This window comes from Streptosporangium sp. OZ121, from assembly GCF_051918885.1.
Taxonomy (GTDB): domain Bacteria; phylum Actinomycetota; class Actinomycetes; order Streptosporangiales; family Streptosporangiaceae; genus Streptosporangium.
Genome location: NZ_JBPXMC010000001.1, coordinates 604,999 through 631,054 on the forward strand (window position 1 = coordinate 604,999; position 26,056 = coordinate 631,054).

Here is a 26,056-nt window from a genome sequence, read left to right on the forward strand (position 1 = left end):
TTTCAGGTTCGGGGAGAACCGTTGACGTCCTCCCCATGACTGAGGCCAGGGGATTCCGACCCTCACGGACCGGGTCTCCTCCCCACGTCCGAAGGCGGGGGTCTCCACGCCGAAAGGAACACGATGACGCTGTCCATGCTTTCCGGCGAGCCGGAAGTGATCACGGTGGGGGCCGACGTGCTCGGCGAGGCGCTGGACGCGCAGGCCGTCCCGCGGGTCCGGGTGGACTGGCGCCCGCCGATGCCCGGCACCGAGGCGGACCTGGCCAGGGTGCTGGCCGACCCGCGCAGGGTCCGCGCCAACGAGACGGCCGTGGGCCGCCTGGTCTCGGCGCGGCCTCAGCTCGTCGGGGTGCGGCCCGCGCACGAGGTGCTCGACCTGCCGAGGGGGACGTTCCTGCACGCGGGACCGCCCATCGAGTGGGAACGGGCGTCGGGCCCGATGCGGGGCGCGCTCATCGGGGCGATGCTGCTGGAGGGGCTGGCCGCCGACGCCGGGGAGGCCGAGGAGCGGCTGGCCGCCGGGCGGGCCCGGTTCGACTCCTGCCACCACCACCGGACCGTCGGGCCGATGGCGGGCGTGGTCACCCCGTCGATGTGGATGTTCGAGGTCCACGACGCCGAGCACGGCGGCACCGCCTACTGCTCGCTCAACGAGGGCCTGGGCAAGGTGCTGCGGTACGGCGCGTACGGCCCCGAGGTGCTGCGGCGGCTGCGCTGGATGGCCGAGGTGCTCGGCCCGGTGCTCCAGGCCACCCTGGAGCGGAGCGGGCCGCTCGACCTCAGGTCGCTGGCCGCGCAGGCCCTGCAGATGGGCGACGAGCTGCACAACCGCAACCGCGCCGCCACCTCGCTGCTGGTGCGCGAGCTCGCCCCCGACGTGGTGGAGGCCGCTCCCGGCCACGCCGCCGAGGTCCTGCGCTTCGTCAACGGCAACGACCACTTCTTCCTCAACGCGGGCATGGCCGCGTGCAAGGTCAGCACGGACGCCGCGCGGGACGTCCCCGGCTCCACGATGGTCGTCGCGATGGCCCGCAACGGCACGGACTTCGGGGTCCAGGTCTCCGGGCTGGGCGACCGGTGGTTCACCGGCCCCGCGGGCGTGCCGGACGGTCTCTACCTGGGCGCGTACGGCCCGGACGACGCCAACCCCGACATCGGCGACTCGACGATCACCGAGACGGCGGGGCTGGGCGGCTTCGCGATGGCCGCGGCCCCGGCGATCGTGAGGTTCGTCGGCGGCGACGTGTCGGACGCGATGGCGGCCACCCGGTCCATGTACGAGATCACCCTGGCCGAGCATCCCGCGTACCAGATCCCGGGGCTGGACTTCCGGGGCACGCCGGTCGGCGTCGACGTCACGCTGGTCGCCAGGACGGGCCTGCTGCCCACCGTGAACACCGGTATCGCCGGACGGGTCGCGGGGACCGGACAGGTCGGCGCGGGCCTGGTCAGCCCGCCCGCCTCGGCCTTCACCTCGGCCCTGGCCGCGCTGGCAGAGGCGGCCGCGGTGGCCGATCATGAACATACGGCATCTTAGTGATCTTTTGTCTATTAAGATTGGGTAAAGCTGACAATTCAGCCATCCGCCGGTAGCATTCGGCGACGTCAGAGCGCGGGCGCAGGCCTCAGTGATCCGGAGAACACCGATCCTGACAAATACCGTCACGTGCTTTCTCAGCATGCAAACTTCCATGACCAAATGCCATCTCGCTATCGTGTCCACCTCACAAAAGCGCTGGTTATGGGGAACGGGGAACGATGACCGATCGCTTGCTCGGGAGAAACCCCCAGGGGCCTGAGGGCGGCGATTCCGCCGGCGGGACACCGGAGGGCCAGGGCAGGCTGGTGGGCAGGCGCTACCGCCTGGTGTCACCGGTGGGCCGTGGCGGCATGGGCATGGTGTGGCACGCGCACGACGTCCTGCTCGACCGGGACGTCGCGGTCAAGGAACTGATCCTCCCCTACGGGCTCGACCACGCGGGCACCCAGGGAGCCCACCGGCGGATGCTGCGCGAGGCCCGCTCGGCGGCCCGGCTCAGCCACCCCGGCATCGTCACCGTCCACGACGTCGTCGAGGAGGACGGCCGCCCCTGGATCGTGATGGAGCTGGTCCGCGCCTGGTCACTGGAGCAGGCCGTGCGGCAGAGCGGGCCGCTGCCGGTGGTCCAGGCCGCCGAGATCGGCGTCCGGGTGCTCGACGCGCTCCGCCACGCCCACGCCGCCGGGATCATGCACCGCGACGTCAAGCCGGGCAACGTGCTGCTCACCTCCGACCGGGTGGTCCTCACCGACTTCGGCATCGCCGCGATCGAGGGCGACGTCGCGATCACCCAGACCGGCCTGCTGATGGGCTCGCCCGCCTACATCCCGCCGGAGCGGCTGTCGGGCCAGCCGGTCACGCAGTCCTCCGACCTGTGGTCCTTCGGCGCCACCCTGTACGCGGCGGTCGAGGGACGGCCTCCCTACGAGGGTCCGGACGCGGTGGCCGTGCTCGGCGCGATCCTCACCCAGGAGCCCAGCCGCCCCCAGCGGGCCGGCGCCCTGATCACCGTCATCGAGGGCCTGCTCCGCAAGAACCCCGCCGACCGGATGAGCGCCTCGCAGGTGTCCGACCTGCTCGACCGCATACTGCGCAGCCACGGCTCCAGCACCCCGAACCGCGCGCCCACCCCGCCGCCCTCGTCGATGCCGGTTCCCGGCGACTCCATGCCGATCCACCTGATGCCCCCGCTGGACATGCCGTCGGGGCCGATGCCCTCCCGGATCATCGAAACGCCCTCCGGCCCGATCCGGGTGCCGTACGGCTCGGGCAACGACTCCTCCGGCGGCCACCCGCTCCCCTACGACGCGCTCTCCGGCCCGTCGGGATCCCAGCGCTCGGACCTGCTGTCCTTTCCCTCCTCCGCCTCCGGCGGGTTCCCGCGGGCGGGCGGGCCGCCCGCCGACGCGGCCACCGGCCCGACCGGCGGGCACCGGCGCGGCTACGACGCCCTGCGCATCCCGGCGACCGGGCCCGACGGCAATCCGTTCGACCCGCTGACCAGCTTCTCGGGAGACCTGCCCGTCGCCGCGCCGTCAGCGCCGTCAGCGCCGTCAGCACCGCTGTCCGCGCCACCGGCCACGCCGCGGCGCGGCGGGCAGAGCGAGGCGTCCCGGGCCCGCGAGGCGGCGCTCTGGCCCACCCCCTCCTCGCCGGAGGCGCCCTCCCGCGCCGCCGTACGGGACTCGCAGGCCATGACCTCTCCCAGCCGGAGCGGGGCGCGCGGGAGCGCGCGCCGCGCGCAGGGAAACGAGGGCGGCGGTCCCGACGTCCGCCTGCTGATGTTCGGCGGGGGCGGCGTGCTGGCCATCGTGGTCGCCGGGCTGCTCGTCTTCCTGCCCGGCGGGAACCCCGACCCAGCGGCCCCCGCGACCCCGTCCACGGCGATCTCCACGGCGGCCGAGCCGCTGACCCCCGCCGGGCCGAGCGAGGTCCCCGAGGGCTTCAAACGGGTGGACGCCGCCGGTGTCTCCGGCGCGGTGCCCGACGACTGGACGGTGAAGGAGGGCGCCGGCGGAACGGCCACCTTCTCCGGGCCGAAGGGCGGCGGGCAGAACCTCGTCGTCGCCAAGGTGCCGGTCGCGGAGCCGGTACTGGCCCTGAGCCGGGCGAGCAAGAAGGGCCTGGACGAGTACACCGAGGTCGGCGTGACGACGGTGAACTACCGCACGTGGAAGGCCGCGGACTGGGAGTACACCTACGTCCAGTCCAACGGCGTCCCGATGCACGGGCTGACGCGCTACGTCGCCGTCAACGGCCTGAACGCCTACCAGATCACGTTCAGGGTCCAGGATCTGGACTGGGAGAAGAACTCGGAGATCCTCCAGACGTTCTTCGCCACCTTCGTACCGGTCGACTGATCCCGCCGGCCGTCCCCTCGCCTCGCCTCGCCGACGAGGCGACCTCTCGGTCATCAGTTACCTCCAGCGTGGATACCCCGGCCTCCATACCGGGGAAAAACGCGGCGCGGTGCCGCAGGTCTGGGATCGAACACAAGTCCACGGTTGGCTTCTTGTGGCATTGTGTGTGGCGTGGCGCAGATCGTGAAGCGGGCCTACAAGTTCCGCTTCTATCCGACGAGTGAGCAGGCGGTAGAGCTGTCTCGCACGTTCGGCTGTGCCCGCCTGGTCTACAACAAGGCGCTTGAAGAGCGGACCCGCGCCTACGCGCTGGAAGGCCGGAAGGTCTCCTACACACAGTCGTCGGCTGCGCTGACAGCGTGGAAGAAGACCGAGGAGCTCGCGTTCTTGAACGAGGTGTCGTCGGTGCCGTTGCAGCAGGCGCTGCGGCACCTGCAGGCGGCGTTCACGAACTTCTTCGCCAAGCGGGCGAAGTATCCGACGTTCAAGTCCCGTAAGAAGTCGCGGCTCGGCGCCGAGTACACCCGCTCGGCGTTCACCTACCGGGGCGGTCAGCTCACGCTGGCGAAGATAGACGGTCCGCTGAACATCGTGTGGTCGCGTCCCCTGCCCGAGGGGGCGCGTCCGTCCACGGTGACCGTGACCAAGGACGCCGCCGGGCGCTGGTTCGTCTCCCTTCTTTGTGAGGACACGATCCGCTCGCTCCCTTCAGCCACCAGCGTGGTCGGGGTGGATGCGGGCATCACGGCGTTGGCGACGCTCTCCACGGGAGAGAAGATCGCCAACCCCCGGCATGAGCGGGCCGACCGGCACAAGCTCGCCAGGGCTCAGCGTGCCCTGGCCCGTAAGGAGAAGGGATCGGCCAACCGGGCCAAGGCCAGGCTCAAGGTGGCTCGAGTGCATGCCCGTATCACCGATCGGCGCCGCGATCACCTGCACAAAATCACCACTCGTCTCGTCCGTGAGAACCAAACGGTCGTGATCGAGGACCTCACCGTACGCAACCTGGTAAAGAACCACAGCCTGGCCCGCGCCATCTCGGACGCCTCCTGGCGTCAGATGCGGTCCATGCTGGAGTACAAAGCCGCCTGGTACGGACGCGAACTCCTTGTCATAGACCGGTGGTTTCCCTCCTCGAAGCTGTGCTCGGCGTGCGGAATCAACCAGCGGTCCATGCCGTTGGGTGTCCGGTCGTGGGTGTGCGCCTGCGGCGCCGTCCATGACCGAGACGTGAATGCCGCGAATAACATCCTCGCCGCCGGGCTGGCGGAGAGGTGAAACGCCTGTGGAGCTGGTGTAAGACCTCACAGAGAGTTCTCTCTGACGGGCAACAGGCGATGAAGCAGGAAACCTCACGGGCGACCGTGGGAATCCCCCTCGTTCACGAGGGGGAGGAGGTCAAGAGTGATGGCAGACTTCGCTCGTGACCGCGAACCCCACCAACACCGCGAAGCCCAGCAATCCCCCCGGCGAGGAACAGATTGCCGCCGTGCAGCGGCGGACGCTCACCGTCCTGTCCGCCGCCCAGATCAGCGGCGGGATCGGTATCGCCGTGGGGCTCACCTTCAGCTCGGTGACCGTGGAGGAGCTCTCCGGCTCCACCGCGCTCAGCGGGCTGGCCGGGACCGCGACCGTGCTGGGCGCCGCGCTACTGGCGCTGCCCACCGCGAGATCGTCCGGCAGGGGCGGGCGGCGGGCCGGACTCGCCCTGGCCTACGGGTGCGCCCTGCTCGGCTGCCTGGTCTCGCTGCTCGCCGTCGGCCTCGGATCGTGGCCGCTGCTGCTCGCCGGGCTGGTGCTGTTCGGCGCGGCCAGCGCGGGCGGCCTGGCCTCGCGCTACGCCGCGACCGACCTGTCCCCGCCGGGGCACTCCGCCCGGCACCTGTCGCTGGTGGTGTGGGCCACCACCGTCGGATCGGTCGCCGGGCCGAACCTCGCGGGACCGGCCGAACGGTTCAGCGCCGGGCTCGGGCTGCCGGCGGGCAGCGGCCCGTTCGCCCTCGCCCTGCTGGGCTTCGCCATCGCCCTCGGCATCATCGTGATCGCCCTGCGCCCCGATCCGCTGCTCCTGGCCCACGCCGCCCTCCGGGCCCCGGACGCGCCTCCCGCTCCCGGCACCCCCGCGTCCGGCCCGGCCGGCTCTCCGGGGAAGGGCGGGGGGACGTTCCGTACCGCCTGGCGGGTGCTGCGCGAGACGCCCGTGGCGGGCCGTGCCCTGGTCGCGATCGCGGTCAGCCACACCGCGATGGTCTCGGTCATGTCCATGACACCGGTCCACCTCGATCACGGCGGCTCGACGTACACGGTCATCGGCATCGTGATCAGCCTGCACATCGCGGGGATGTACGTCCTGTCACCCGTGGTCGGCTGGCTGGCCGACCGGGCCGGCAGGACCCCGGTGCTGGTGCTGGGGATGGGCCTGCTGCTGGCCGCCGCCGTCCTCGCGGGCGGGGCCGGGGCGCACGACGTCCCGCAGGTGACCGCCGGCCTGTTCCTGCTCGGCCTCGGCTGGTCGTGCGGGCTGATCTCCGGCTCGGCGATGCTCAGCGAGGCCGTGCCGCTGGAACACCGCACCCCCGTGCAGGGCCTCTCGGACCTGCTGATGAACGTCTGCGGCGCGACCGGCACGGTGATCGCCGGGGTGATCGTCGGCAGCCTGTCGTACGGCGTGCTCGGCGCGGCCGTCGCGGTCATGGTGACGGTCACCGGCGCCTGGCTGGCCCTGGCCCGCTCCTGAGCGCGGTCAGGGCCGGAACGCGCGGGGCGCCGGGCGTCATTTGGCGTCGGCGTAGCACCTGACCGGGACGGCCTGCATGGGGAAGCGCACCGGGGTCGATCCGAACAGCAGCCGGGTCGCCTCCTCCGCGGCCTTGCCGACCGCCGCGACGACCTCGCCGGCCTGCTCGGCCGGGCAGTGCACCATCACCTCGTCGTGCTGGAAGAACACCAGCCTGGCCGGGTCGGGCAGCAGGCCGCGCAGCACGGCCATCAGCGCGAGCGCCCACTCGGCCGCGGTCGCCTGGACGACGAAGTTGCGGGTGAACCGGCCGCGGTCGCGGGCCGCGCGGGCTCCCTCGGGGCCGGAGACCAGCTCCCGCCACCTGGCGGAGGGCGGCGGCGAGGTGCGGCCCAGCCAGGAGCGGACCACCTTGCCCTCCTCCCCCGCCCGGGCGGCGTCCTCCACGAACCGGTGGGCGAGGGGGAAGCGCCGGCGCATCACGGCCAGCAGCTTGGACGCGTCACCGCTGGTGCCCCCGTACATCGCCGACAGCATGGCGAGCTTGGCGTTCTCGCGCTCGCCACCGAACGCCTTCGCCAGCGCCTGGTAGAGGTCGGCCTGCCCGGCGGCCCTGGCCAGGCCGCCGTCTCCCGCCATGGCTGCCAGCACTCGCGGCTCCAGCTGGGCCGCGTCGGCGACGACGAGTGTCCAGCCCTCGTCGGCCACGATGACCTTGCGCATCAGCTTGTGGATCTGCAGGGCCCCGCCGCCGTTGGTGGCCCAGCGGCCCGTCACCACGCCACCCACCACGTATTCGGGGCGGAAGCGGTGGTCGCGCACCCACTGGTCGGCCCAGGCCCAGCCGTGGAAGCTGTAGAACCTGGCCATCTCCTTGTAGGCGAGCAGGGGCGCGACGCCCGGGTGCTCGACCTGCTTGATGTCGTGGGCGCGGGTGGAGGCGACCGGCACGCCCGCCGCCTTGAACGCCCTGACGATCTGCTGCGGGGAGTCGGGGTTGAACGACGTGCCGAAGGCCGCGGCCACCTGGTCGGCCAGGGCCTGGAGCTTGACGGGCCGCATGCCGTGCACCGGGCGCGGGCCGAGCAGGCCGGTCAGCAGCTCGTCGTGCACGTCCTCCCGCCAGGGCATGCCCTCCTGGGCCATCTCCGCGGCGATCAGCGCCCCGGCCGACTCGGCGGCGACCAGCAGCCGGAACCGCCGCGGATCGGCGGTGGCCTCGATGCGGCGCAGCTGGTCGGCGTACACCTCGGCGATCAGGTTCGCGTCCGGCGGGGGCGCCTCCTCCTCGAAGAGGGTGGCCTGCCGCGCCTGCCCTCCGGCGGGCCCGTGGTGGTCGTCGGGCACGGGCAGGCCGTGCAGCCGGGCGTAGGCCGCGGGGACGGACCTCGGCTCGCCGAACCGCCCCTCGTGGGCCAGGAGCAGGCCCTCGGTCAGCACCAGGTCGTGGCAGCGCGCCAGCCGCACCCCGGCGGCGAGCAGCGCGGGGTAGACCTCCCGCGTGTCGGCCCAGACCCAGCGCGGGCTCCGGGTCTCCAGCTCGCGGGCGGCCGAGGCCAGATCGGCGACGGCCCCGGCGGGCTCGCCGTCCACACGCAGCACGCCCCCACCCCCGGGAGCCGCCGCGACCGACACGTGCATACCCCAACACTGCCACGCCGCCACGACATTCTCGATCAGACGAGCGGTATGGCGATCTCGTCCTCGATCGGGGGTTCGATCTCCTGCTGCAGGCAGCCGGTGGCGGCGAAGCAGCGGATCGTCAGGACCTCGGGGGTCACCGAGATGTGCAGGAAGCTCTTGAAGAACGGCGGGGTGTCCCAGTCGGACAGCTCCGACAGGTAGCGGTGGAAGGTCCTGCCCACGGGCAGCCGCAGCGGCATCGGCCAGCCGCCGAGGATCCGGGCCGCCCACCTCATCCGCCGGGTGATCGGCACGGCCGGGGTGTCTCGCACCGGGGTGTTGCCGATCTGGCGGGACATCAGCGCCGCGCTCTCGTCGGGCGTGAGGTAGAGCCAGCGCATGCGCAGCCGGTCGCTGTAGAGCCTGCTGTAGAACGACAGCGAGTCGCCGCGCAGCGGGTAACAGCGGTAGTCGTCCTCGTCCAGGCCGCCGACGGTGACCCTCGGGATGGTGTGGGTGGCGTGCATGAAGGCCCCGGAGCCGCCCGCCACGAGATACTGGATGGTCCGCTCCCCGACCTTGATCGGGAAGCGCTGGTAGTTGTGCACGTCGCCGCCTATCGCCGCGACGTAGTTGTGCGCGGGATCGGTGACGATGTCGTCGATGGTGCCGCCGCCGGCCAGCTTCGACGGCTTGTGGTCGTTACGGGTGTAGATGGGCTTCCCGGTGATCAGTACCTTGGGCCGGGGGTCGCGGGAGACCGTGCGCAGCCATTCGGCCTGCTCCCTGTCGATGTCACCGCGGATCCCGGTGTCCACGCCGACGATGAGCAGCCCCGGGGTCTCCATCGCCCAGTAGGGGGCGGGCTGCACGACCCGCTGCTCGGGCCGCGCCCGCCGCTCGCGCGCCCTGGCCAGCCGGGCCTCGTCGATCTTCTCGGGCTTGCGCCAGAGCAGGCCGCGCAGCCCCGAGGGCGACAGCTTGAACCCCTCGTTCTCGGCCGCCAGCGCCGGGGCGTCGCAGAAGACGCGCATGAAGCCGCCGAGCCCGTCGTACCAGTCGTGGTTGCCGGGGATCGCGTAGATCGGCGCCCGGTAGTCCTGGTACGGGCGGAAGAACTTGTCCTCGTACTCGTTGCCCGAGCCGGTGGGGTAGATCACGTCACTGGCGACGACCGCGAAGGCGGTGTCCTCGCCGATCTTGAGCATGCCCGGCACCACGGCGTACTGCGAGGCGTCGCCCTCCCCCGTGTCGCCGAGGACCAGGAAGGAGAACTCGGGGCCGACGTCCATCGGGATGCGGAAGGAGGGGTCGACGCCCCGGTCCCGCTGGGAGCCCACCCAGCGCGCCCGCACCTGCCCCGAGGGGTCTCCGAACAGGATCGCGAGGACCTCGTTCCGCGACCGCCAGATGGTACGCGGGTTCAGCCAGGAGAAGGTCTCCTTGCTGGGCAGCAGGTCCTTGAAGGTGCCCGTCTGGGCGCAGGACCAGCCCGCGCCCTCCTTCGACACCCGGGAGGAGGCCTCACGCCCGCGTTCCGCCGCCTGTCCTATGTCAACCATGCCCCATATCTTGGCAATGATCTTAAAGGGCCGCACGTCCTCTCGGGAAAGGCGGCCGGTCTCGAAGCCGTCGACGTACGCCCCCGCCCGGGCGGCCACCCTCTGGAATATGGTTCTACCGTGTACGCCTACTGGGAGACGGTTCCGACCAGGTGGAAGGACAACGACGTCTACGGCCACGTCAACAACGCCGTCCACTACTCGATGATGGACACGGTGATCAACACCTGGCTGATCAGGACCGCGGGCCTTGACATCCACGGCGGCGACGCCATCGGCCTGTGCGTCGAGTCGCACTGCGTCTACCGGGCCTCGGTGTCCTTCCCCGAGGCCGTCAGGGTGGGGCTGCGGGTCGGCCGTCTGGGCCGCTCCAGCGTCCGGTACGAGCTGGGGCTGTTCCGCGAGGACGGCGAGACGCTCGTGGCGGAGGGCCACTTCGTCCACGTGTTCGTCGACCGGGAGACACGCCGGCCGGCCGGGATCCCCGGACCGCTCCGCGAGGCCATGGAGAAGCTCGTGGTCGCCGGTTGACCTTCCGGGACGAGTTCGTCGGCCGGACCTTCCCGACCGCCCCTCCCCGGTCGAGCCCGGTGGAGCCCGGTGGAGCCTCCCAGGTCGAACCCGGTCGGGTCTCCCCGTACCCGTCACCTCCCCGGAGGGACGAGAACGCCGGGGTTGAGGACGCCCTCGGGGTCGAGCCGGTCCTTGATCCCGCGCAGGATCTCCACGCCCAGGTCGCCGATCTCGGTCGCGTAGGCCTCCCGGTGGTCGCGGCCGACGCCGTGGTGGTGCGAGACGGTGCCCCCGGCGGCGACGATCGCCTCGTTGACCGACCGCTTGGCCGCCTCCCACTGCCCGACGGGGTCGTCGCCCTGCGCCGTGACGACCGTGAAGTACAGGGAGGCGCCGGTGCCGTACACGTGGGAGATGTGGCACATCACCAGCGGCGAGCCGAGCGAGGCGTGCAGCGAGAGCCGTACGGCGTCGTAGAGACGGGGCAGGTTGGACCAGAACCCGGCCGTCTCCAGCGTCTCGACGGTCGCCCCGGCGGCGAGCAGCGAGTCGCGCAGGTAGGGCGCGGAGTAGCGTCCGCGGGCCCACGACTCCCCCGGCTCCGTGCCGAGGTGGACGCCGCCGAGGCCCGACAGCACGGCGGCGACCCGCTCCCGCAGCGCGGGCACCTCGGAGAAGCCCTCGTACCCGGCGATCGCCAGGCAGCCCGCGCCGGTCGGCGAGGCGCCGATCTCGCCGGGGCGGGCCAGGCCGACCATCGTCTCGGTCTCGTCGGACAGGCGCAGCACGGTGGGCACGACACCCTCCTGGACGAGGTGTCGCAGCGCGGCCGTTCCCTCCGCGAACGACGCGAACCGCCACCCCTCGTAGACCCGCTCGGCGGGCGCGCGCCGGACGCGGAGCCGCAGGGAGGTGATCACGCCGAAGGCGCCCTCGGAGCCGAGGATCACCTGGCGCAGGTCGGGCCCGGCCGCCGATTTGGGCGCCCGGCCGAGTTCCAGGGTGCCGCGCGGAGTGGCCACGGTCATGCCGACCACCATGTCGTCGAAGCGCCCGTACCCGGCCGAGGCCTGGCCGCTGGAGCGGGCCGCGGCGAAGCCCCCCAGCGTGGCGTACTCGAACGACTGCGGGAAGTGACCTAGGGTGAATCCGTGCCCGGCCAGAAGCCGCTCGGCCTCCGGGGCCCGCAGTCCCGGCTCCATCTCGGCGACCATCGACTCCGCGTCGACGGCGACCAGCCGGTCCAGCCTGGCCAGGTCCAGCGCGACGACACCGGCGAAGCCCCGCCGGTCCGCGACCAGGCCGCCGACCACGGAGGTCCCGCCACCGAACGGGACCACCGCGACCCGGTGCGCTGCGCAGGTCGCCAGCACCTCAAGCACCTCGCGGTGAGAACCGGGCAGCACCACGGCGTCGGGCGCGTCGGAGCCGTCTCCGGCGCGCATGCGCATCAGGTCGGGAGTGGACTTGCCCCGGGTGTGCCGGACGCGGGCCTCGTCGCCGGAGCGCACGTGGCCGGCGCCGACGACGCCGCGCAGCTCCGCCAGGACGGGCGGGGAGAGGGTCACGGCGGGCAGCCGCACCTCGCCGAGCTCGGCGGCCCGGTCCTGCCGCGGGCGCACGCCCAGCACGTCCTGGAGCAGTTTTCTGACCGGTTCCGGCAGGTCGGCGGCCTTGCCGGGGTCGCCCCAGCCGGACCAGAGCATGGGATCTGCGGCGCTCGTCGGATTTTCCACCCTTACACTGTGACACATGACGTCTATTCGTCACAATGCGGACGCGGAGCGCACCGACCGGGTCCTGGACGCCGCCCGGGAGACGGTCCTCGCCGTGGGGGTGCGGCGCACCACGCTCACCGACGTGGCGCGCAGGGCCGGGCTCTCCCGCATGACGATCTACCGCCGCTGGCCCGACGTGCGCACCCTCGTCGCCGACCTGATGACCCGCGAGTGGGTGCGCGTCGCGGACCGGTTCGCGACCGAGGACCCGGTCGCCTCGTCGGTGGCGGTGGTACGGGCGCTGCGCGACCACCCGCTCTGGCGGAAGATCGTCGAGGTCGACCCGGAGCTGCTCCTGCCCTACCTGCTGGACCGCAGGGGCGCCAGCCACGAGGCCATGCTCACGCTCGTCGAGGCCGCGATCGTCCGAGGCCAGCAGGGGGGCTCCGTGCGCCCCGGTGACCCGGCGAGGCTGTCCAGGGCCGTGCTGCTGACCGCCCAGTCGTTCCTGATCTCCGGCCCGACCATGCTCGGCCCGGCCGGCCTGGACGACCTGGACGACCTGGACGCCGAGCTCACCACGCTCCTGGAAAGGTACCTGCGACCGTGAACTCCTCTCTCAACGCCGCCCGCCGCGAACGCGAGCTGGCCGAGGTGCGCGACCTCGTGGTGGACGTGCTGGTGGTGGGTCTGGGCGCCACCGGCGCCGGGGCCGCGCTCGACGCGGCCTCCCGAGGCCTTTCCGTGGCCGCGATCGATGCCCACGACATGGCCTTCGGGACCTCCCGGTGGAGTTCCAAGATGATCCACGGCGGGCTCCGCTACCTGGCCAAAGGGCAGGTCGGGGTGGCGTACGAGAGCGCGGTGGAGCGCGGCCACCTGCTCGGGCGCACCGCGCCGCACCTGGTCAGGGCTCACCCCTACCTGCTGCCGCTGGTCCCGGAGGTCTCCCGCCGCCACGCGGCACTGGTGATGACCGGGTACCGCGCCGGCGAGGGGTTGCGCGCCGCCGCGCGCACGCCGCGCCACCTCCTGCCCGGCCCCTCGCGGATCTCCGCCGCGCAGGCCCTCGTCCTCGCCTCGCCGCTGACCTCGCGGGGGCTGCGCGGCGCCCTGCTGTCGTGGGACGGTCGGCTGGCCGACGACGCCCGCCTGGTGGTCACCGTGGCCAGGACGGCCGCCGCCCAGGGGGCGAGGATACTGACGCGCTGCCGGGCGCTGGAGCTGTCCGGCGACGGCGCGCTGGTCCGCGACGAGCTCGGCGGGGACACCTTCACGCTCCGGGCCAGGACGGTGGTCAACGCCACCGGCGTCTGGGCCGCCGGGCTGCACCCGGGCATCCGGCTGCGCCCCTCGCGCGGCACCCACCTGGTGCTGCGGCCCGAGACGCTGCCGGGCCTGGCCGCGGGACTGCACGTGCCGATCCCCGGGGAGAGCAATCGCTTCGCCCTGGTTCTCCCCCAGCCCGACGGACGGGTCCACGTCGGCCTCACCGACGAGCCGGTGGACGGCCCCGTCCCGGACGTCCCCCCGGTGCCGGAGGAGGACGTGACCTTCCTGCTGGCCGTCCTGAACTCCGTGCTGGAGGAGCCGGTCCGGCGTGAGGACGTCGCCGGGACCTACGCGGGGCTGCGGCCCCTGCTCGCCGCCGACGGCCGCACCGCCGACCTGTCCAGGAGGCACGCGCTGCTGACCACGCCGGACGGGATGGTGACGATCGTGGGCGGCAAGCTGACCACGTACCGGCGGATGGCCGAGGACGCGGTCGACCGGGCCGTGTCACTGGGCCGGCTCGACGCGGGACGCAGCCGCACGGCGGAGCTGCCCCTGGTCGGGGCCGTCCCGGTGGACGGCCCCGAGGGCGCGAACGGCGCGAACGGCACGAACGGCACGAAGGGCGGGAAGGGCGGGAAGGGCCTTGACGGCGAGAAGGGCCGGGAGGCGGACCGGCTGCTGGAGCGGTACGGGAGCGAGGCGGGCGCCGTACGGACCCTGATGGCGGAGGACCCCTGGCTGGCCGAGCCCGGGCCGACGGGGGTCACCGGGGCCGAGCTCGTCTGGGCGGTCAGGCACGAGGGCGCCCTGGACGTGGACGACCTCCTCGACCGGCGGACCAGGATCGGCCTCGTCCCGCAGGACCGCGCCGCGGCCCTTCCCCTGGCACGCGCCGCACTGGCCTACTGACACCCACCCTACTGACACCCGCGCCCGTCCACCGGCGGCCGGGAGGCCGCCGAACCCATCGGGTCCCTCCCCGCGGGGCTGCCTCCCGCTCTCCCGCGAACGCCCGCCTCCCGCGAACGCCGGCCGCCTTTTGCGTACTCCTCGCAGCGGGCGCGCGGCCTTTACATCCCTGTGATCGTTTTACTCTTCGCCACCTCGATCAGACTGTTAGGTTAGTCTTACCTAAGTCAGAGCGAGGAGAGAGCGTGAGCGCGGGGAGTGTCGTGAGCAGGGCGAATACGACGGCCAAGGGGTGCACGCACCCACCGGGCTGTCACACCGGCGAGCTGCCGGTCTACGCCAGCGCGACCGTCGGAGCCCGTTTCTGGCTGCTCATCGAGCACTCCGGCCCCTGGGCCTCCCATCTGGAGGACTGCAGCCTCCCCGAGGACGTTCACATCCTTATCAAACGCGCCACGCGGCTCGGCATCCGGCCCCAGCTGATCCGTCGCCCCGGACGCAGGAACGTCGAGGAAACCGGCATTCACGTCATGGTCGCCGACTCCGGCTCCGCCGAGCCATGGATCGCCGAAGGCGTCATCGCAGATCCGGACGATCTTAACCTTGACAGCGTGGTGGCCGGAGTGGTCCCGGAGTCCTGCATACTTGTGAGTGAGCCGGTTTTTCTGGTCTGCACGCATGCCAAGCGCAACGCGTGCTGCGCCCGCATTGGACTACCCCTAGCTCGGTCCTTGGCAAAAACATTGCCGGACACAGTATGGGAAACATCACATGTTGGCGGCGATCGATACGCCGCCAACCTCGTGTGCTTGCCACACGGGCTTTACTACGGCAGCATGTCTCAGGCTGCTGCGATCGCGGCAGCCGACGCGTACCGGTCCGGCGAGGTCATCCTCGACCGTTTCCGGGGACGCGCAGGCATCCCTGAGCCACTGCAGGCCGCTGAGCATTTCATCCGCATTCATACGGGTGATCTCTCGGTTGGCGGAGTGGCCGTGGAATCCTCCAGGTTGGACGGCGCCGTCACCGAGGCATTTGTGCGCGGTAGTGGCGCTCGTTTTCGGGTAGTGGTTGAACCCATGACGCTGACAACGCCATGCGGTACGGCTTGCGCCGATACGATCACTACCTACCGGCTGGTCACGCTGGACAGGCTCACCCCTGTGCGGTACGCCACGTCCGCCCTGACCTGACCTGAGGGAACATCACGGCCAATCCAGGCGTTGGACCCAGGGACGTCACAAGCGTCCAATGCGGCATTAACCAGAAATACCTCTCACTATAAGGTGGTTTTCTCATGTCTCAGGTACGTCGGCAGACCGCCCGGCCTCGGCCCAGCTGGGGCTGGCAGGATGACGCCGCGTGCCGGGGCGAGGACCTCGTGCTCTTCTTCGGCCCCGACGGCGAGCGCCAGCCCGAGCGTGACATCCGTGAGCGTAAGGCCAAGGCCATCTGCGCCCAGTGCCCCGTTCGCGCGGAGTGCCTGGACTACGCGCTTTCCCGTCCGGAGAAGTACGGCACCTGGGGCGGTCTGAACGAGGACGAGCGCGCCTCCGAGCGTCGCCGTCGCATGCGCCGCGCCGCCAGCGCCGGCATCAGTGCCGTCGCCTGAGCAGTACCTCCACCCGGCTTCCCCCGCACGTGTGATCTCGCGCACCCCCTGCGAGATCACACGTTGTCGTGTCGGGCCCCGCGCGTGCGGCCCCCGGGGCGGGAGACCGCACGGCGGGCTTCCCCCGCGTGTCAGGGCCTGTTACGGCCCGCCTTCCGCATCTCCTTGGTGATGCTCTTCCACTTTCCCTGCAGCTCCTTGCGGAGCCGCGCGTCGCTCCTGGACGCCATCCACGCGGCCTCCCTCTGGAGCTTGTTCCAGCTTTCCAGTCGCCGCTCGGCAAGCGTGCCGTCCTCGATCGCGGCGATCACGGCGCAGCCCGGCTCGCTGTCGTGGCGGCAGTCGCCGAACCGGCACCGCTCGGCGAGCTCCTCCAGGTCCGAGAAGACCATGTCCACGCCCTCGCCCATGTCGTACAGGCCGACGCGGCGGATGCCCGGGGTGTCGATGATGAGCCCGCCCCCCGCGAGCGGGATGAGCTCGCGGTGCACGGTGGTGTGACGGCCCCGGCCGTCACCGGCCCTGACCTGCTGGGTCTCCATGACCCCCTCCCCCGCCAGGGCGTTGACGAGCGTCGACTTGCCCGCCCCCGAGGCGCCGAGCACCACCGCGGTGCGCGTGCCCTCCAGGTATCCGCGGACGATGTCGACGCCCTCGCCCGTGACGGAGCAGATCGGGTGCACGTCCACACCCGGCGCCGCCGAGGCGACCTCGTCCATCAGGAAGTCGAGGCCCTCGCCGATCAGGTCGGACTTGGTGACGAGCACCACCGGACGGCCCCCGCTCTCCCAGGCGAGCGCGAGCAGCCGCTCGATCCGGCCCAGGTCGGCGGTGTCGGTGGCGTGCAGGGCGGGTTCGGCGACGAAGACGACGTCGACGTTGGCGGCGAGCACCTGGCCCTGGGAGTCTCCGGAGAGCCCGCCCCTGGAGACCCTGGCGACGCCGCCGCGTACGAACGCGGTGCGCCGGGGCAGCAGCGCCTCCAGCTCGAAGCGGCCCTCGGCCAGGCGGCGGAGCCCGGCCCAGTCCCCGACGCAGGGCAGGGCCACGGGATCGGCGGCGGCGTCGCGCCGCACCCTGGCGCCGTAGTTGGCCCGGAGGTGACCGGAGGCCGTCAGCACCTCGGCGGCACCGCGATCGACGCGGGACACCCGGGCGGGGATCAGGCCCTCGGGAAGCTCGGCGGCGAAGGAGTCGTTCCAGCCGAGCGCGGTGAGAACGGATGAAGAAGAGACGATTGGCGAAGACAACGTAAGCACCCTTGTGGAAGGCCGGGTGCCCTGTCGCGAATCGGCTAGGCGGGCACCCGGAGGTTGACGGACGGCAGGCTCACCAGAACAACCCGCATGGTCCCCACCTCCTGTCGCCTCGTGGCCGCGCGTCTCTCGAACGGCGTCTTCGGGAGAACTTTAGCGCAGTGCCGCCCCTGTGGCGCAAACACATTTGGCGCGCCTCCCGCGGCCGAGGCCCGGAGATCCCGGCCGGCCCGGACGCCGCCGGCGCCCGGCGACGCGAGAACGCCCGGCCGGGGAGTCCCGGCCGGGCGTCTCGTCCTGCTCTTCCTGCTCGTCCTGCTCCACGTGGTCGATCGGCGCGTCACGGCGCCCCGGAGACCTCGCGAACCGCGAAGGTCATCCGAACGGCGGTCCGGACGCCACGGGCACGGTCACAGGCCGGGGGCGGGGAAGTGGGAGGTGAGCTCCCTGACCTCGCCGTGGACGCGGGTGATCACGTGCTTGGCCTCTTCCTCGTCCTTGGCCAGCGCGGTGACGACCTGGTCGATCCATGCGCCGATCTGCCGCATCTCCGCGACGCCCATGCCCCGGCTGGTCACACCCGCGGTGCCGATGCGGATGCCCGAGGGGTCGAACGGCTTGCGCGTGTCGAAGGGCACGCTGTTGTAGTTGGTCTCCAGCCCGGCCTTGTCCAGGGCCTGGGCGGCGGGCTTGCCGCCGATGCCCTTGGGAGTGAGGTCGAACAGGATGAGGTGATTGTCGGTGCCGCCGGAGACCAGGTCGAAGCCCCGGCCCAGAAGCTCCTCGGCCAGCGCCTGCGCGTTCAGGACGACCTGGCGGGCGTAGTCCTTGAAGTCGTCGGTCGACGCCTCCTTGAGCGCCACCGCGATGGCCGCGGTGGTGTGGTTGTGCGGCCCGCCCTGCAGGCCGGGGAAGACGGCCTTGTTGAGGGCGGTGGCGTGCTCGTCGGAGGTGGCCATGAGCATGGCGCCCCGGGGACCGCGCAGGGTCTTGTGGGTGGTGGTGGAGATGACGTCCGCGTGGCCGACCGGCGACGGGTGGGCGCCACCGGCCACCAGGCCCGCGATGTGCGCGATGTCGGCGGCGAGCACGGCCCCGACCTCGCGGGCGATCTCGGCGAAGGCCGGGAAGTCGATCGTGCGCGGGACCGCGGTGCCACCGCAGAAGATCAGCTTGGGACGCTCGCGGAGGGCGATCTCGCGTACCTCGTCCATGTCCACGCGGCCGGTGTCCTGCCGCACGCCGTAGCGGACCGGGTTGAACCACTTGCCGGTGGCCGAGACCGACCAGCCGTGGGTCAGGTGGCCGCCGAACGGCAGGCCCATGCCCATCACGGTCTCGCCCGGCTTCAGGAAGGCCAGGTAGATGGCGAGGTTGGCGGGCGAGCCCGAGTAGGGCTGCACGTTGGCGTGGTTCACGCCGAACAGGGCCTTGGCCCTGTCGATGGCGAGGGTCTCGACCTGGTCGATGACCTGCTGGCCCTCGTAGTAACGCTTGCCGGCGTAGCCCTCGGAGTACTTGTTGGTCAGGACGGTGCCCGTGGCCTCGAGGACGGCCTTGGAGACGTAGTTCTCCGAGGCGATCAGCTTGACGGTGTCGGACTGCCGCCGCTCCTCGGCCCTGATGAGCTCGGCGATCTGCGGATCCACGCTGGAAAGAGCGCTCATGCGCCTTCACTCCCCTGTCATCGTCGACATCGCGCGAAGACCCAGGCGCTCGGCCTCCTCGCTTTTTCGCTCCCCGGTGGTCTCTCCCACCTTATGCGCCAGTCGCGCTTAGACGATAGCGGACTGGGCTCCGCGCCCGGCGCGGCCTGCGCCCTCGACAGGCCAGAGCCGGTCGACCTCGGCGTTGAGCGTGGCGCCGATGAGCACGGCCAGCGCGGTGATGTAGAGCCACAGCAGCACGGCGATGGGGGCGGCGAGCGAGCCGTAGATGGACACCGGCGAGAACCAGGCGGCGAGGACCGCGCGCAGCACCGCCGCGCAGACGATCCAGATGACGAGCGCGAGCAACGCCCCGGGCAACTCGCGCCACCAGCGCGTGCGTACGGGAACGCTCACGTGGTAGAGCAGGGTAAGGAAGATCACCGAACCGATGATCACCACCGGCCAGTAGAGGATGTCGACCAGCACGGTGTAGTCGGCCGGCAGGGCCCCGCGCAGCGCGGCCGGGCCGAGGACGAGCACGGGCATGACCACCAGCCCGATCAGCAGGCCCGCGAGATAGAACCCGAAGGACATCAGGCGGGTGCGGATGATGCCGCGCTCCTCGCCGAGGCCGTAGGCGACCGAGATCAGGTCGACGTAGACGAACAGCGCCCGCGAGCCCGACCAGAGCGCGAGCAGGAAGCCCAGGGAGATCAGCGAGACCTGGTTCTCGGGCTTCAGCACGTCCTGGAGAAGGGGGGTGACGACGGTGTCCACGGCGCTGTCGGTGAACAGCAGGTGGGCCTGCTGGTCGATCCAGACGCTGACGTTCTTGACCGTCTCGGGGCCGAACACCCGGGTCAGCTGGCCGAGCACGCCGATCAGGCCGAGCATGAACGGCGGCAGCGACAGCAACGCGAAGAAGGCCGCCTCGCCCGCCAGGCCGGTGACGCGATAGGTGATGCCCGCGTTCGTGGTGGCGACGATCAGGGTCCACACGTCGGTGCCGCGGACCCACGCGCGCAGCGCCCGCAACCTGGCCCAGACGTCCGTGCCGCGGATCCACGCGATACCGGCGCGCCAGCGAACCCCGGGCCCGCGCGGAGGGCGCCGCTCGGGCCCGGGCCGATGGGCCGGGGCATCAGTGGACGTCATGCCACACAACGGTATTCCTAGCCGCGCTTGATCACGAGTCGGGCGGGCAACGATCCAATCTCACGCCCCTGCCCGCACCGCCTGTGGCGAAACCTACCCTCGGCGGAACGCCCCGGCGTCGCCGACGTCGACGATGCGCGCGCCCAGCGGCAGCAGGGAGACCGGGATCAGCTTGAGGTTGGCCAGGCCCAACGGGATGCCGATGATCGACAGGAAGAGCGGGATCGAGGTCAGCAGGTGCCCGATCGCCAGCCAGATCCCGGCCACGACGAACCAGATCACGTTGCCGATGGTCGACAGCGCCCCCGCCTCGGGGTCGCGCTCCACGGTCCGGCCGAAGGGCCACAGCGCGTAGGCGGCGATCCGGAACGACGCGATGCCGAACGGGATCGTGATGATCAGGACACAGCACACGATTCCCGCGAGGACGTAGCCGATCGCCAGCCAGACTCCCGCGAAGACCAGCCAGATGACGTTCAACAGCGTCCGCATGTTCACGAGCATGTCAGGCGGGACGAGACCGGTTCCATCCGGTATCCCCCTGAACCGCCCCCGATCCAGTCCCTGATCCAGGCTCTTATCCGGGCTCTGATCCAGTCCCTGGTCCGGGCTCCGACCCACGCCCTGATCCGGGCCCCGGCCCGAGTGGGGCCCGCCCCTTGCCCGGGGGCCCGGCGAAGGCCTGGGCGATCGCGGTCCACGTCCGGGCGGTCTCGCCGCGCACCAGCAGGGACGTGTCGGCGAGGTGGCGGCGCTGGACCACCAGGAGGCAGAAGTCGAGCATGGGGCCGCGGACCACGTCGGCGGCGGCCGGGGGTCCGGCCTCCCACGGCGACCCGTCGGGCATGGTCAGCTCCACCCGCACCGGGCGCGGCGGCGGCTCCAGACCGCGCACCGCGAAGCCGTACGGCATGGCGCGCACCCCGAGCGTCGCCACGTGCCTGAGCCTGGCGGTCGGCACGCGCTCGACGCCGAGCGCGTCCGCCACGTCCTGCCCGTGGGCCCAGGTCTCCATCAGGCGCGCGGTGACGAAGGACGCGGCCGACATCTCGGGCCCGTACCAGGGCAGCCTGGCACCGGCGTCCAGCCGGGCGAAGGCCTCCAGGCAGCGGGCCCTCGCCTCGCGGAACCACTCGTGGAGCCGGGCCGCGGTCAGCCCGCGCGAGACGGCGGCGAGTTCGTCCACCGCGGATTCCCCTCGGGCGAGGAACGCGGGCAGGGCGGCGCGGAACGCCTCGGGATCGACGGCGGAGAGGGCGGCTGCGTCGTCGAACCAGGCGAGATGGCCGACCTGGTCCCGGACCGCCCAGCCCTCGGCCGGGGTGGGCAGTTCCCACTCGCCGGGGCCGAGGCCTCCGATCATGGCGTCGAACTCGGCCGTCTCGGCGCGCAGGTCCGCCAGCAGCTCGTCCATCAGCCCCATGACGCCTCCCTGTCGCGACCCGGACAAGGATAACCGAGTAATATTCTAGAAGGAACAGCGCAGAATGGACTCATGATCTGCGAGGACTGCACGTGATCTGCGAAGACTGCAAGGAGCGGCGGCACGAGAAGTGCCGGGGAGGTTCGTGGTGCGACTGCCAGCACCAGCCCGCCCCCGAGCCCAGGGAGTCGGCGCTGGACTGGCCGCGCCAGGGATGACCCCCGACCCGGCCCGTCAGGAGCGTCCACCCCCCTGCCGGGCCGGCGCTCCGGGCGGGCCGGTCTCTGCATCGGACCGGTGTCCCCGCCGGACCGATCTCTCCACCGGACCGGCCCCCTTGCCGGGCCGGCGCTCCGGGCGGGCCGGTGCCCCGCGCTCCGGACGCTCCCGGACCCCGCGCTCCGGCGCGGGTCCGGATTCCCGCGTCCGCGACCGGATGTCCACGTTCACGTCCAGATAGTGGACCTGACATTGGACATCCACGACGCCCGGGGTATCGTCGTATACATGCCAGCGGACCCGTTGCTCGTCGTGCGACGCCACGTCGACCTCCTGCGTGTCCGCAGTGCCATCTGTTGTGACGTCCGTTAACCGTCGCCCCCTGCTGATTTCACCCAGCTCGGCCGCGTAACAGGCGTCCTCTTCTGAGTAATCAACCCCCGCACTCGACGATGAGGCGGGAGGTGCCGCCGGTGCGCGTCCGGAAATCATTCCATCGAGCCACAAAAAGGACGCGCACATGACGACCCCAGCCCGGTCGGCGAATCGACATCACAAGCGCCCGCGCGGCGAAGGTCAGTGGGCTCTCGGCTACCGCGAGCCCCTGAACAAGAACGAGGAGAACAAGAAGAACGACGACGGCCTCAACGTCCGTCAACGGATCATCGACGTCTACTCCAAGCGCGGCTTCGACTCCATCGACCCCGCCGACCTGCGCGGCCGGATGCGCTGGTTCGGGCTCTACACCCAGCGCAAGCCCGGGATCGACGGCGGCAAGACCGCGATCCTGGAGCCGGAGGAGCTCGACGACCGCTACTTCATGCTCCGCGTCAGGATCGACGGCGGCCGGCTCAACCTGGCCCAGCTGCGCGTCATCGCCGACATCTCCAACCTCTACGGCCGCGGCACCGCCGACGTCACCGACCGGCAGAACATCCAGCTGCACTGGATCGAGATCGAGGCCGTCCCCGACATCTGGGAGCGTCTGGAGTCGGTGGGCCTGTCCACCACCGAGGCCTGCGGCGACACCCCGCGGGTGATCCTGGGCTGCCCGCTGGCCGGGATCGACACCGACGAGGTCATCGACGGTTCCGCGCTGGTCCAGGAGATCCACGACACCTACATCGGCGACCCGGCCTTCTCCAACCTGCCGCGCAAGTTCAAGTCCGCGGTGAGCGGGTGCCCGGCGCACTGCACCGTGCACGAGATCAACGACGTGGCGTTCGTGGGCGTCGTGAACGAGAACGGCGAGCGCGGCTTCGACCTGTGGGTGGGCGGTGGCCTGTCCACCAACCCGATGCTGGGCAAGCGGCTCGGCGTCTTCCTCACCCCGGACCAGGTCGCCCCCGCCTACGGCGGCGTGATCGGCATCTTCCGCGACTACGGCTACCGCCGTCTGCGCCACCGGGCCAGGATCAAGTTCCTGATCAACGACTGGGGTGTCGAGAAGTTCCGCGACATCCTGGAGAAGGAATACCTGGGATACACCCTGCCCGACGGCCCGGCGCCCGAGCGGCCGCGCGGCGGCCGCAGGGACCACGTGGGCGTCTTCCCGCAGAAGGACGGCAACTTCTACGTCGGCTTCGCCCCGAAGGTCGGCCGCCTCGACGGCGACAAGCTGCACCTGATCGCCGACATCGCCGAGCGGCACGGCTCCGACCGGGTGCACACCACGGTCGAGCAGAAGATGGTCATCCTCGACGTGGCGCCCGACAGGGTCGACAGCCTCGTCGCCGAGCTGGAGGCGGGCGACCTGCGGGTCAACCCCTCCACCTTCCGCCGCCAGACCATGGCGTGCACCGGGATCGAGTTCTGCAAGCTGGCCATCGTCGAGACCAAGGTCACCGCGGCCAACCTGATCGACGAGCTGGAGCAGCGGCTGCCCGACTTCAAGAACCCGCTGACCATCAACGTCAACGGCTGCCCCAACTCCTGCGCCCGCATCCAGGTCGCCGACATCGGTCTCAAGGGCCAGCTCGTCGTCAACGACAAGGGCGAGCAGGTCGAGGGCTTCCAGATCCACCTGGGCGGCTCGCTGGGCGTCAACCCCGGCTTCGGCCGCAAGGTCCGCGGCCTGAAGGCCACCTCCGAGGAGCTTCCCGACTACGTGGAGCGCGTGCTCCGCAACTTCGAGAAGCAGAAGGACGAGGAGGAGACCTTCTCCGACTGGGTGCAGCGCGCCGACGAGGCGGACCTGAAGTGAACGGCCGACACTCCGTCCTCCCGGGAACGGGCCGGACGAGCCGGACGCGCCGGACGCGTACCGGGACGAGGAGGAGCGGATGAGCGAGCGAGCCGTTCCCTTCCACTGCCCGTACTGCGGCGAGGAAGACCTGGAGCCCTACGAGGGCGACGGCGGCTGGTACTGCCGGTCGTGCGTGCGCGCCTTCAAACTGAGGTTTCTCGGAATCGGGGTGCGCTCGTGACGCGCGGCGGATCCGGCGCGGCGAACGCGATGACCGCGGTGACCTCTCCGACCGGTGAGGTCACCGCGATCCGCACGGCCCGCACGGTGGATCCGGCCGGATTCCGGCTGGATTCCGGCACGACGACGAGCGCAGCGGTCCGCGCGGCACGACCTGCCCGCGCGGCGAACGAGGATTGGGTGAGCGAGCGATGACACTGGTGGACATCGAAGTCGGATTACGTCAGCAGCGGGGAACGCTCGATCTGCAGGAGATCGTCGAGTCCGCCGCGCGGTTCCTCGAGGACGCCTCGGCCCTCGAGATCATCCGCTGGGCGGCGGCGACCTTCGGCGACCGGCTCTGCCTGACCGCCTCGATGAGCGACGCCCTGCTGATCGACCTGGTCAGCCGGGTCAAGCCGGGCGTGGACGTATTGTTCATCGACACCGGCTACCACTTCGCCGAGACGATCGGCACCCGTGACGCCGTCCAGCAGGTCTACGACGTGAACGTGATCGACGTGAAGCCGTCCCGCACGGTGGCCGAGCAGGAGCGCGACCTGGGTCCGCGCCTGTTCGGGCGCAACCCCGACCTGTGCTGCTACCTGCGCAAGGTCGAGCCGCTCAACCGCGCCCTGGAGCCGTACCTCGCCTGGGTCTCCGGCATCCGTCGCGACGAGGCCGTCACCCGCGCCGGCGTCAAGGTCGTCGAGTGGGACGCCAAGCGCCAGATGGTCAAGATCAACCCGATCGCCCGGTGGACGCAGGAGGACGTCGACAACTACATGGCCGACAACGGGGTGCTGATCAACCCGCTGCACTACGACAACTACCCCTCGATCGGCTGCGCCCCCTGCACCCGCCAGGTCGCCCCGGGAGAGGACCCGCGCAGCGGTCGCTGGGCGGGCATGGGCAAGACCGAGTGCGGGCTGCACGTATGACGTGGCGTGCCCCCGGCGCCGTTGTCGGGACACCGCTGGTCGCGGTGGCGCACGGGTCCCGCGACCCGCGCGCCGCGGCGACGGTGGAGGACCTGCTCGACCTGGTACGGGGCGCGCGGCCCGAGCTCCTCGTACGCACCGCCTACCTCGACCACGCCACCCCGACGCTTCCCATGGCGCTGTCGGGGCTGGCCGAGGCGGCGGTGCTGCCGCTGCTGCTCACCGAGGCCTACCACAGCCGGGTCGACATCCCCGGCGCGCTGGCCGAGGCGACGGCCCGCAGGCCCCTGCTGCGCGTGCACGCGGGCGCCACGCTGGGCCCGCACCCGCTGCTGGTCACCGCGCTGGAGCGGCGCCTGGCCGAGGCGGGCGTGGAGCCGGGCGAGCCCGGCACCGCCGTGGTGCTGGTCTCGGCCGGCTCCAGCGACCGGCGGGCCAACGCGACGGTCGCCGGGATCGCCGGGGACTGGGCGAGGGCGCGCGGCTGGCGGTCGGTGACCGCCGCCTACGCCTCGGCCGCCGGCCCCACCCCCGAGGAGGCGGTGCTGCGTCTGCGACGCTCGGGAGCCTCGCGGATCGTGGTCGCCCCCTACCTGCTCGCCCCCGGCCACTTCGCCGACAAGATCCGCCGCGAGACCCTGGCCGCGGGCGCCGACGCCGTCGCCGACGTGCTGGGCGCCGCCCCCGAGGTCGCCGCGGTGCTGCTCGAACGCTACGAGCGGGCCACGCACCGGCATCCGGCGCTCGCCACGGCCTGAGGCACCTGCCGGGGGTGAGATCCGGGGCGGAACGGGTGACCTCGGGCCGCGAGGGCTCCGGTCGCCTCGGGAACCGCCGAAGCTGGATGGCGTCGAGCACCTCGTCCGGGTGCCGCGCTCGTGTGGCCGTCCGGCGCCTCGGGAAGGACCTCGCTCGGCACCTCCCCGCGCCACCTGCGCCGCCACCAGGTGGCGTGGGTGTTGACCAGGATGCGGTAGACGTACGGGTCCGGATCGTCGCCCACCCTCCGCCAGGCGAGCCACGCCTCGGCCAGGGCCGTCTGCAACAGGTCCTCCGCCGTGCCCCCAGTCGCGGCACAGCAGGTATGCGGCCCGTAACAGGCGGGCCGAGCGCTGCTCCACGTAGTGCCCGAGGTCAGCCCGATCTCGCATCGGGGGA

Annotated in this window: 24 protein-coding genes and 1 riboswitch; of the genes, 15 read left to right on the forward strand and 9 right to left on the reverse strand. The window is 71.6% G+C overall.

What is annotated here, in order from left to right; genetic code table 11:
• Window positions 1-123: 123 nt before the first annotated feature.
• The 4 genes from ACTOQ1_RS02945 to ACTOQ1_RS02960 all read left to right on the forward strand — a co-directional run bounded on the left by ACTOQ1_RS02945 (window position 124) and on the right by ACTOQ1_RS02960 (window position 6,639).
• Window positions 124-1,539, forward strand: coding sequence for a DUF1116 domain-containing protein (locus ACTOQ1_RS02945; RefSeq protein ID WP_440064209.1), 1,416 nt, complete (start codon window positions 124-126; stop codon window positions 1,537-1,539).
• A gap of 221 nt (window positions 1,540-1,760) precedes the next feature.
• On the forward strand, window positions 1,761-3,902 hold the full coding sequence (locus ACTOQ1_RS02950) for a protein kinase domain-containing protein (RefSeq protein WP_440064210.1): 2,142 nt from the start codon (window positions 1,761-1,763) through the stop codon (window positions 3,900-3,902).
• Between the two features lie 171 nt (window positions 3,903-4,073).
• Complete coding sequence (locus ACTOQ1_RS02955; RefSeq protein ID WP_440064211.1) at window positions 4,074-5,180, forward strand: RNA-guided endonuclease InsQ/TnpB family protein; 1,107 nt, start codon at window positions 4,074-4,076, stop codon at window positions 5,178-5,180.
• 145 nt (window positions 5,181-5,325) lie between these two features.
• On the forward strand, window positions 5,326-6,639 hold the full coding sequence (locus ACTOQ1_RS02960) for an MFS transporter (RefSeq protein ID WP_440064213.1): 1,314 nt from the start codon (window positions 5,326-5,328) through the stop codon (window positions 6,637-6,639).
• Between the two features lie 36 nt (window positions 6,640-6,675).
• On the opposite strand, the gene ACTOQ1_RS02965 is transcribed toward ACTOQ1_RS02960, so the two are convergent.
• Window positions 6,676-8,280 carry a bifunctional 3'-5' exonuclease/DNA polymerase gene (locus ACTOQ1_RS02965; protein ID WP_440064215.1) on the reverse strand — a complete coding sequence of 535 codons (1,605 nt, stop codon included), beginning with the start codon at window positions 8,278-8,280 and terminating at the stop codon, window positions 6,676-6,678.
• Between the two features lie 35 nt (window positions 8,281-8,315).
• A complete protein-coding gene (locus ACTOQ1_RS02970) occupies window positions 8,316-9,824 on the reverse strand; it encodes a metallophosphoesterase family protein (protein ID WP_440064216.1) in 1,509 nt (502 codons plus the stop codon).
• A 120-nt stretch (window positions 9,825-9,944) separates the two neighbouring features.
• Between ACTOQ1_RS02970 and ACTOQ1_RS02975 the strand changes: the two genes are divergently transcribed.
• Window positions 9,945-10,355, forward strand: coding sequence for an acyl-CoA thioesterase (locus ACTOQ1_RS02975; protein ID WP_440064217.1), 411 nt, complete (start codon window positions 9,945-9,947; stop codon window positions 10,353-10,355).
• Between the two features lie 113 nt (window positions 10,356-10,468).
• On the opposite strand, the gene ACTOQ1_RS02980 is transcribed toward ACTOQ1_RS02975, so the two are convergent.
• Entirely contained in the window at window positions 10,469-12,043 is a 1,575-nt protein-coding gene (locus ACTOQ1_RS02980; RefSeq protein WP_440064764.1) for an FAD-binding oxidoreductase, read from the reverse strand.
• 46 nt (window positions 12,044-12,089) lie between these two features.
• On the opposite strand from ACTOQ1_RS02980, the gene ACTOQ1_RS02985 reads away from it, so the two are divergent.
• The 4 genes from ACTOQ1_RS02985 to ACTOQ1_RS03000 all read left to right on the forward strand — a co-directional run bounded on the left by ACTOQ1_RS02985 (window position 12,090) and on the right by ACTOQ1_RS03000 (window position 15,851).
• Window positions 12,090-12,665: a TetR/AcrR family transcriptional regulator gene (locus tag ACTOQ1_RS02985; RefSeq protein ID WP_440064218.1), complete on the forward strand. Its 576-nt coding sequence runs from the start codon at window positions 12,090-12,092 to the stop codon at window positions 12,663-12,665.
• The gene (locus ACTOQ1_RS02990) at window positions 12,662-14,239 is read left to right on the forward strand and encodes a glycerol-3-phosphate dehydrogenase/oxidase (RefSeq protein WP_440064220.1); all 1,578 of its coding nucleotides are present in this window, start codon (window positions 12,662-12,664) and stop codon (window positions 14,237-14,239) included. The genes ACTOQ1_RS02985 and ACTOQ1_RS02990 overlap by 4 nt, the downstream gene beginning before the upstream one ends.
• Window positions 14,240-14,502: 263 nt before the next feature.
• Window positions 14,503-15,432, forward strand: a complete 930-nt coding sequence (locus ACTOQ1_RS02995; RefSeq protein WP_440064222.1) for a sucrase ferredoxin — start codon at window positions 14,503-14,505, stop codon at window positions 15,430-15,432.
• 104 nt (window positions 15,433-15,536) lie between these two features.
• Window positions 15,537-15,851, forward strand: a complete 315-nt coding sequence (locus ACTOQ1_RS03000; protein WP_012893126.1) for a WhiB family transcriptional regulator — start codon at window positions 15,537-15,539, stop codon at window positions 15,849-15,851.
• A gap of 131 nt (window positions 15,852-15,982) precedes the next feature.
• On the opposite strand, the gene rsgA is transcribed toward ACTOQ1_RS03000, so the two are convergent.
• From rsgA to ACTOQ1_RS03025, 5 genes are all read right to left on the reverse strand, one after another.
• Window positions 15,983-17,101 (reverse strand): ribosome small subunit-dependent GTPase A, encoded by a 1,119-nt coding sequence (gene rsgA, locus ACTOQ1_RS03005; RefSeq protein ID WP_440064223.1) that lies wholly within the window; start codon window positions 17,099-17,101, stop codon window positions 15,983-15,985.
• Window positions 17,102-17,517: 416 nt separating this feature from the next.
• Window positions 17,518-18,774: a serine hydroxymethyltransferase gene (gene glyA / locus ACTOQ1_RS03010; protein WP_362681052.1), complete on the reverse strand. Its 1,257-nt coding sequence runs from the start codon at window positions 18,772-18,774 to the stop codon at window positions 17,518-17,520.
• A 32-nt stretch (window positions 18,775-18,806) separates the two neighbouring features.
• Window positions 18,807-18,890: riboswitch (ZMP/ZTP riboswitch) on the reverse strand.
• Complete coding sequence (locus ACTOQ1_RS03015; RefSeq protein ID WP_440064225.1) at window positions 18,883-19,911, reverse strand: YihY/virulence factor BrkB family protein; 1,029 nt, start codon at window positions 19,909-19,911, stop codon at window positions 18,883-18,885. (Overlaps the previous riboswitch by 8 nt.)
• A gap of 93 nt (window positions 19,912-20,004) precedes the next feature.
• Entirely contained in the window at window positions 20,005-20,403 is a 399-nt protein-coding gene (locus ACTOQ1_RS03020) for a YccF domain-containing protein (RefSeq protein WP_440064226.1), read from the reverse strand.
• Window positions 20,404-20,488: 85 nt separating this feature from the next.
• Window positions 20,489-21,334 (reverse strand): TIGR03084 family metal-binding protein, encoded by an 846-nt coding sequence (locus ACTOQ1_RS03025; protein ID WP_440064227.1) that lies wholly within the window; start codon window positions 21,332-21,334, stop codon window positions 20,489-20,491.
• Between the two features lie 92 nt (window positions 21,335-21,426).
• Here ACTOQ1_RS03025 and ACTOQ1_RS03030 point away from each other — a divergent pair, with 92 nt between their 5' ends.
• The 6 genes from ACTOQ1_RS03030 to ACTOQ1_RS03055 all read left to right on the forward strand — a co-directional run bounded on the left by ACTOQ1_RS03030 (window position 21,427) and on the right by ACTOQ1_RS03055 (window position 25,656).
• Complete coding sequence (locus ACTOQ1_RS03030) at window positions 21,427-21,552, forward strand: hypothetical protein (protein ID WP_440064229.1); 126 nt, start codon at window positions 21,427-21,429, stop codon at window positions 21,550-21,552.
• A gap of 521 nt (window positions 21,553-22,073) precedes the next feature.
• Window positions 22,074-23,756, forward strand: coding sequence for a nitrite/sulfite reductase (locus ACTOQ1_RS03035; RefSeq protein ID WP_440064231.1), 1,683 nt, complete (start codon window positions 22,074-22,076; stop codon window positions 23,754-23,756).
• 79 nt (window positions 23,757-23,835) lie between these two features.
• A complete protein-coding gene (locus tag ACTOQ1_RS03040) occupies window positions 23,836-23,979 on the forward strand; it encodes an Insertion element protein (RefSeq protein ID WP_440064232.1) in 144 nt (47 codons plus the stop codon).
• Window positions 23,976-24,173 carry a hypothetical protein gene (locus ACTOQ1_RS03045; protein WP_440064233.1) on the forward strand — a complete coding sequence of 66 codons (198 nt, stop codon included), beginning with the start codon at window positions 23,976-23,978 and terminating at the stop codon, window positions 24,171-24,173. The genes ACTOQ1_RS03040 and ACTOQ1_RS03045 overlap by 4 nt, the downstream gene beginning before the upstream one ends.
• Window positions 24,170-24,898, forward strand: a complete 729-nt coding sequence (locus tag ACTOQ1_RS03050) for a phosphoadenylyl-sulfate reductase (protein ID WP_344746662.1) — start codon at window positions 24,170-24,172, stop codon at window positions 24,896-24,898. The genes ACTOQ1_RS03045 and ACTOQ1_RS03050 overlap by 4 nt, the downstream gene beginning before the upstream one ends.
• Window positions 24,895-25,656 carry a sirohydrochlorin chelatase gene (locus ACTOQ1_RS03055; RefSeq protein ID WP_440064235.1) on the forward strand — a complete coding sequence of 254 codons (762 nt, stop codon included), beginning with the start codon at window positions 24,895-24,897 and terminating at the stop codon, window positions 25,654-25,656. Before ACTOQ1_RS03050 ends, ACTOQ1_RS03055 begins: the two co-directional genes overlap by 4 nt.
• Here ACTOQ1_RS03055 and ACTOQ1_RS03060 read toward each other — a convergent pair.
• On the reverse strand, window positions 25,611-25,943 hold the full coding sequence (locus ACTOQ1_RS03060; RefSeq protein WP_440064237.1) for a hypothetical protein: 333 nt from the start codon (window positions 25,941-25,943) through the stop codon (window positions 25,611-25,613). The two genes, ACTOQ1_RS03055 and ACTOQ1_RS03060, sit on opposite strands and share 46 nt — an antisense overlap.
• Window positions 25,944-26,056 lie beyond the last annotated feature (113 nt).

Coding starts and splice junctions, on each gene's coding strand:
- ACTOQ1_RS02945 (WP_440064209.1), top strand. CDS start 124: ATGACGCTGTCCATGCTTTCCGGCGAGCCGGAAGTGATCACGGTGGGG.
- ACTOQ1_RS02965 (WP_440064215.1), bottom strand. CDS start 8,280: ATGCACGTGTCGGTCGCGGCGGCTCCCGGGGGTGGGGGCGTGCTGCGT.
- ACTOQ1_RS03040 (WP_440064232.1), top strand. CDS start 23,836: ATGAGCGAGCGAGCCGTTCCCTTCCACTGCCCGTACTGCGGCGAGGAA.
- ACTOQ1_RS03025 (WP_440064227.1), bottom strand. CDS start 21,334: ATGGGGCTGATGGACGAGCTGCTGGCGGACCTGCGCGCCGAGACGGCC.
- ACTOQ1_RS03055 (WP_440064235.1), top strand. CDS start 24,895: ATGACGTGGCGTGCCCCCGGCGCCGTTGTCGGGACACCGCTGGTCGCG.
- ACTOQ1_RS03035 (WP_440064231.1), top strand. CDS start 22,074: ATGACGACCCCAGCCCGGTCGGCGAATCGACATCACAAGCGCCCGCGC.
- ACTOQ1_RS03050 (WP_344746662.1), top strand. CDS start 24,170: ATGACACTGGTGGACATCGAAGTCGGATTACGTCAGCAGCGGGGAACG.
- ACTOQ1_RS03000 (WP_012893126.1), top strand. CDS start 15,537: ATGTCTCAGGTACGTCGGCAGACCGCCCGGCCTCGGCCCAGCTGGGGC.
- ACTOQ1_RS03015 (WP_440064225.1), bottom strand. CDS start 19,911: ATGACGTCCACTGATGCCCCGGCCCATCGGCCCGGGCCCGAGCGGCGC.
- ACTOQ1_RS02980 (WP_440064764.1), bottom strand. CDS start 12,043: ATGCTCTGGTCCGGCTGGGGCGACCCCGGCAAGGCCGCCGACCTGCCG.
- ACTOQ1_RS02985 (WP_440064218.1), top strand. CDS start 12,090: ATGACGTCTATTCGTCACAATGCGGACGCGGAGCGCACCGACCGGGTC.
- ACTOQ1_RS03020 (WP_440064226.1), bottom strand. CDS start 20,403: ATGCGGACGCTGTTGAACGTCATCTGGCTGGTCTTCGCGGGAGTCTGG.
- glyA (WP_362681052.1), bottom strand. CDS start 18,774: ATGAGCGCTCTTTCCAGCGTGGATCCGCAGATCGCCGAGCTCATCAGG.
- ACTOQ1_RS02950 (WP_440064210.1), top strand. CDS start 1,761: ATGACCGATCGCTTGCTCGGGAGAAACCCCCAGGGGCCTGAGGGCGGC.
- ACTOQ1_RS02970 (WP_440064216.1), bottom strand. CDS start 9,824: ATGGTTGACATAGGACAGGCGGCGGAACGCGGGCGTGAGGCCTCCTCC.